Origin of the sequence: Psychrobacter sp. T6-4 (assembly GCF_052258425.1) — a bacterium.
Lineage (GTDB): Bacteria > Pseudomonadota > Gammaproteobacteria > Pseudomonadales > Moraxellaceae > Psychrobacter.
The window spans coordinates 151,342-157,514 of sequence record NZ_JBQQEZ010000007.1; the positions used below are offsets into that span (position 1 = coordinate 151,342).

Sequence of the window (6,173 nt, forward strand, 5' to 3'; positions counted from 1 at the left end):
CAAGTATCAGCTTAGAATCGTAGCCATCAGGAATAATACCAGGTAACGCCTGAATGTCATCTTTAAACATAGTCTATTGTCATACTTTATAAATATAATGTGAAGGTGACTAATAAAACAGCTCATACTATCCTACTGACTCAAATACCCGGCTTGCTGAGCGGCAAGAATCATTTTGGTGCGATTGTTAACGCCAAAATGTTCCATCAATGCGGCAGCATGATTGCGAATGGTGTTCTCGCTTAGTACTAGTTTTTCTGCAATATATTTATTGCTATGACCTTCCGCCATAAGTGCTAGGACTTCTAGCATTCTAGTGCTCAGTATAGGTTTGGCTTGGGTCACTATCTCAGAGTTTGTGTTTAAAGCATACTGAGCGTTGGTAATCGGTCGATTATCAAGCAAAGACTGAACTGTTTTGCATATAAGAGCGGGATCTGTATTTTTATTCAAAAAGCAGCTCGCCCCTTGATCGAGTGCTTGATTGATATTCTCATGATTGCTAGCAGCGGACAGTAGCATAATACGTGCATCTGACCATTGCTGCTGCAATACACTCATTCCATCGATACCGTTTAGACCTGGCAGATGAACATCCAACAATATGACATCAATGTCGATTTCAAGCGTCTTAGCGTCACTAATCTTTTCAATCTCATGTATAGCGGCTTTTATCTTACTGGCAAGTATTAGACGTAGACCTGCGCGAAATAGAGCGTGGTCATCAACCAATAGAATATTTTTTTCCAAACTATCTTTTGGCATTAAGATCCCTTTTGTAAAGTCAAGATACCGGTATATTCAGAATTGATTTGTTTTTTAGGCTATTGAGATACCGTTTTACAGACAATAGCCTCTATTAAAGTATCGAAATCTAACAAATAGATAATAGTGATTTGTCTAAGCATTTGTTTTGTCAGTATTGATTTATCTACTCTTTGGTCTGACTAGTACATTTATACTATTACAAACGGTACATAATTTATCTATACTATAACCGAATTATTACTTTAAGTAATCTCATGTAACTAAAAGATTTCTATAAACAATGTCTGCCTTATTTGCTTTCGTAGCGTTGTGAATAAATATGTAAATATTATCAAAAAAATATTTGCAAATTAGTTATTTAATCGAATAAGGATATCAGGACTCAATTATGCTAAACCACGTCTACCGCGTTATCTTCAATCGTTCAACAGGCTGCTATGTGGCAGTGAGTGAAATCACCAAATCGGGTGGCAAATCTAGCAAATCTACAACGGGTACCGTACCAGCTAGTACGACAGGTGCAACACTACGACACCGTGCGATAGCGATGGCGATAAGCGGTGCATTGGGTCTGACACTAGGTCTGACAACGATAAGTGCTCAGGCATTTGTGTGTGTCGACGTAAATGGTGATGGAGGAGGTAGTACTGCTAGTGGAATAAGGAACGTCGCTTGCGGCTTAAATAATACTTCTAGAGGTATTGGTGCTGTAGTAGTAGGTAATAATAATAACACTTCTGTAGGTATTGAAGGTGTAGCAGTAGGCAATGATAATAATTCTCCAAGTATTAATTCTGTAGCAGTAGGTAATAGGAATACTTCTTCAGGTGTTAATAGCTCATCAGTAGGTAATAGGAGTACTTCTTCAGGTGTTAATAGCTTAGCGATAGGTCTTAACAACACCGCTTCAGCTCTTGATAGCTCAGCGATAGGTAGTAGTAACAATGCTCAAGGCGAGCGTAGCTCAGCAATAGGTTTTAGTAACACCGCTTCAGCTGATAATAGCTTAGCCATTGGCTCAAACGCGACGGCTAATATTACTAATAGTGTGGCTCTAGGAGAGCGCAGCGTCACCACAGTTGATGCAGGTGTAGCAGGGTTCGGTGCAGACACTAGAACCGATGCCACATGGCAATCAACTTTAGCGGCAGTCAGTGTGGGTGATACCAGCGATGCTGATAGTGCCAATTGGCAGACTCGTCAGATTACAGGTGTCGCCGCAGGGACAACCGATACCGATGCGGTCAATGTAGCGCAGCTGAAGCAAGTTGCAGAGTCAAGCGGTGATACCACGCGTTACGTGAGTATTAATTCAACTGAGACGGGCTTAAGTTCGAATGCTGACAACGATGGTGCGACAGGTGCGAATGCAGTAGCAATTGGAGTAGGTAGTCAAGCCTCAGGTCCTGATAGCTCAGCGCTAGGGAATCGTAATAGAGCCTCAGGCAACAATAGCTCAGCGTTGGGTCGTAGTAATACTGCCTCAGGAAGTTTCAGCTCAGCGATGGGTTATGTCAATGAAGCCTCAGGTACCAACAGCTCAGCGTTGGGTCGTAATAACACAGCCTCGGGAGTTGCCAGCTCAGCGGTAGGTTATGAAAACACAGCCTCAGGCAACAATAGCTCAGCGCTGGGTCGCAGCAACGAAGCCTCAGGTCCTGATAGCTCAGCGATGGGTCGTAGTAACACAGCCTCAGGTAGCTCCAGCTCAGCTATGGGTCGCGATAATAGAGCCTTAGGTAGTGATAGTGCAGCGATGGGTTATGAAAACGTAGCCTCAGGTACTGCTAGCTCAGCAGTAGGTAGTTCAAACGAAGCCTTAGGAGATTTCAGCTCGGCAGTGGGTTTTAAGAATGAATCCTCAGGTAATGGTAGCTCGGCACTAGGTAGTAATAACACAGCTTCAGGAGATTCTAGCTTAGCAGTAGGTCGTTCCAACAAAGCCTCAGCCAGTAGTAGCTCAGCAGTAGGTAGTTTGAATAAATCCTCAGAGGCAGGCGCTACTGCCATTGGTAGTGGTGGCGAAGATACGCGAGTTGCAGTAGTAGGTGCAGTGGTGCAAGCTGAGTTTACCGATGCGACCACGCCCATACAAACAGACAATCAAAATCGCCGTTTTAGAGACGATGGTAATGGTGGTCGAATTTTTGAGTTTGCAATGAGTGACTATGAAGCTCTCGGCATAGGCGCAACCGCAAGTGGTATCCGCGCAACAGCGATTGGTAACTCATCAATTGCTAGTGGTCGTGACAGCCTAGCTATAGGTACAGGATCAACGGCTGATATTCGTAACAGTATTGCACTAGGATCACAAAGCGTTATCACAGTTGACGCAGGCGTACAGGGGTTCGGTGCAGACACTCGCACCACACCAGTATGGCAATCAACTTTAGCGGCAGTCAGTGTTGGAGATACCTCTGATGCTGATAGCGCTAATTGGCAAACTCGTCAAATTACAGGCGTCGCCGCAGGGACGACAGATACCGACGCGGTCAATGTGGCGCAGCTAAAAGACCAAAAGATTCGTTATGTCAGTATTAACTCAACTGAGGCAGGCGCAAACTCAAATCGCGAAAATGATGGAGCCACAGGTTTAGATGCAGTAGCAATTGGAGTAGGTAGTCAAGCCTCGGGAGTTGCCGGCTCAGCAGTAGGTGCTTTTAACACGGCCTCGGGAATTGCCAGCTCAGCAGTTGGTCTTAGTAACACAGCCTCAGGTTTTTACAGCTCAGCAGTAGGTGATCGCAATGAAGCCTTAGGGGATTTTAGCTCGGCAATGGGTTTTGACAACGAATCTTCAGGAGCTTCCAGTTCAGCGTTAGGTAATTTAAATGAAGCATCAGAGGTAGGCGCTACTGCTATTGGTAGTGGTAGCGAAGATACGCGAGTTGCAATAGCAAATGCAGTAGTGCAAGCTGAGTTTACTGCTGCGACAACCCCTATACAAACAGACTTTAATGGTCGACGCTTTAAAGACGATGGTAATGGTGGTCAGATATTTGAGTTCGCAGCAGCAGACTATGAAGCTCTCGGTGTAGGCGCCACCGCGAGCGGTATCCGCGCAACCGCTATCGGTAATACCTCAGTCGCAAGCGCTCGTGACAGCGTTGCGATGGGTACAGGATCGACGGCTAACATTCGTAATAGTATTGCACTAGGATCACAAAGCGTTACCACAGTTGACGCAGGCGTACAGGGGTTTGGTGCGGACACCAGAACTACGCCAGTATGGCAATCAACGCTCGCCGCAGTCAGTGTCGGAGATACTAGCGATGCTGATTCTGCTAACTGGCAAACCCGTCAAATCACAGGTGTAGCAGCAGGTACGACTGATACTGATGCGGTCAATGTGGCGCAGCTACAAAGAGTAGAGACGAACAGCTTCTCTCAAGCACAGAACCTAGCCTCTGCTCTTGGTGGTAATGCCGCATTCAACATGAACGGTACTTTCCAAGCACCGACCTATCGTATTAACAATACCAACTACGACAATGTAGGTTCAGCATTCACGGCAGTTGATGGCAGGTTGAACGATTTGCAAGGTCAGATAAATACTATTGAACTCACACCAGGTCCACAGGGTGAGCAAGGCATTCAAGGCGAAACTGGTGCTCAAGGTATTCAGGGCGAGCAAGGTTTGCAAGGCATTCAAGGCGAAACTGGTGCTCAAGGTATTCAAGGCGAGCAAGGTTTGCAGGGCATCCAAGGCGAAACTGGTGCTCAAGGTATTCAAGGCGAGCAAGGTTTGCAGGGCATTCAAGGCGAAACTGGTGCTCAAGGTATTCAAGGCGAGCAAGGTTTGCAGGGCATCCAAGGTGAACAAGGCATAGCGGGCACTGATGGTTTAAACGGTCAGGACGGAACTAACGGCATTGATGGTCAAGACGGTGCTCAAGGTCCACAAGGCGAACGAGGTCCAGCGGGTCAAAATGGAGTTGATGGTCAAGACGGCGCAATGGGTGCTCAGGGTATTCAGGGTGAACAAGGCATTCAAGGCGAAACTGGTGCTCAAGGCGAGCAAGGTTTGCAAGGCGTAGCAGGTCAAGACGGTGCTGATGGGACTGATGGCATTGATGGTCAAGACGGTGCGATGGGTGCCCAAGGTGTTAAGGGCGATAAGGGTGACAGAGGCGAATCAGGCATCAGTGAAGACGCTAGAGCTAAACTAGTGGAGCAAATCGAAGATAGTAAAGTTCAATTTGTAAGTATCAATAGCTCTGATGACGAAAACGAAGGCAACTCTAATGGTAATGGTGCGACAGCTGATGGTGCGATTGCTATTGGTGTTAATACCAAATCTGCAGGTACTAACAGTATCGCCGTAGGAACAGATAGCATAGTCACTGGCGATCAATCTACTAGCGTCGGCAAAGGCAACATTGTCTCAGGCGATCGCTCAGGTGCGTTTGGTGATCCTAACATCGTTGGCGGTAATGCCAACTATGCGGTGGGTAACGACAACGTCATAGGCGATACGACGAGCAACTCAGTAGTCTTAGGTAGCAACGCTACCGTCGGTGCTACAGGAGCAACAGCTAACAATAATGGCACCCCAACCTTTACTGATACAACGGACGCCTCAAACTCTGTTGCTATTGGTGAGTCGGTCAACGTGCAGGCAAATAATGCAGTGGCTATCGGCTCTAATAGTAGTGTGACTAATAGCAATTCGGTAGCACTTGGTGCTAACTCACAGACTAGTGCGGATAATACCGTCTCAGTAGGTAACGCAAATAACCAGCGCCGTATCACCAACGTTGCAGCAGGTATCAATCCGAACGATGCAGTTAACGTCTCTCAGCTCAATCAAAATCGTGCTGAAGCCTTTGGTTATACAGATAGAAGAATAGATGATCTCGAAGGAGAAACTCATTCAGCTGTTGCTGGTGCTCTCGCCTTTGGCGCTCTACGCTATCCTAATGTCCCAGGCAAAGTAAGTGTTGGTCTTGGTGGCGGCACATGGGAAGGAGAGTCTGGTTACGCAGTAGGTATAGGCTATACTACATCAGATGGACAGTTCTCCATTAGCAGCGCCTTTGGAGGCAGTGGCAGTCAAAATGGTGGTAATGTCGGCGTCAGTTATACCTTTGACTAAATAACCTTTAAGTTAATAAGCAGAATAAGCAAGCTTACCATCAGAAGATAGTAAGCTTGCATTAGCTTTTAATGGAGTAAAAAGTGATAAGGTAAAACATGAATATTAAATTCTTTTCACAAACCCCTTGACCCAACTTTAAACATGCGTATAATGCCACCCAGTCGAGAGGGAAGGCGGATTGAGAATGACTTATCATTCTAACCAACCAGCCAATAGCGAGAAGTTTCAACCTAACTACTTTAGTAATTAGAAATGAAATTTCAAACTAAATAAAATAAACCCTTGACACCAAATAATAAGCGTCTAT

2 protein-coding genes are annotated in these 6,173 nt (G+C 45.8%); one reads left to right on the plus strand and one right to left on the minus strand.

Annotated elements, in window-relative coordinates:
* Positions 1-132: 132 nt before the first annotated feature.
* Complete coding sequence (locus ACTXGE_RS06975) at positions 133-765, minus strand: response regulator transcription factor (protein WP_435950397.1); 633 nt, start codon at positions 763-765, stop codon at positions 133-135.
* 391 nt (positions 766-1,156) lie between these two features.
* On the opposite strand from ACTXGE_RS06975, the gene ACTXGE_RS06980 reads away from it, so the two are divergent.
* Complete coding sequence (locus ACTXGE_RS06980) at positions 1,157-5,863, plus strand: ESPR-type extended signal peptide-containing protein (RefSeq protein WP_443542524.1); 4,707 nt, start codon at positions 1,157-1,159, stop codon at positions 5,861-5,863.
* The last annotated feature ends 310 nt before the right edge of the window (positions 5,864-6,173 follow it).

Coding starts and splice junctions, on each gene's coding strand:
- ACTXGE_RS06980 (WP_443542524.1), top strand. CDS start 1,157: ATGCTAAACCACGTCTACCGCGTTATCTTCAATCGTTCAACAGGCTGC.
- ACTXGE_RS06975 (WP_435950397.1), bottom strand. CDS start 765: ATGCCAAAAGATAGTTTGGAAAAAAATATTCTATTGGTTGATGACCAC.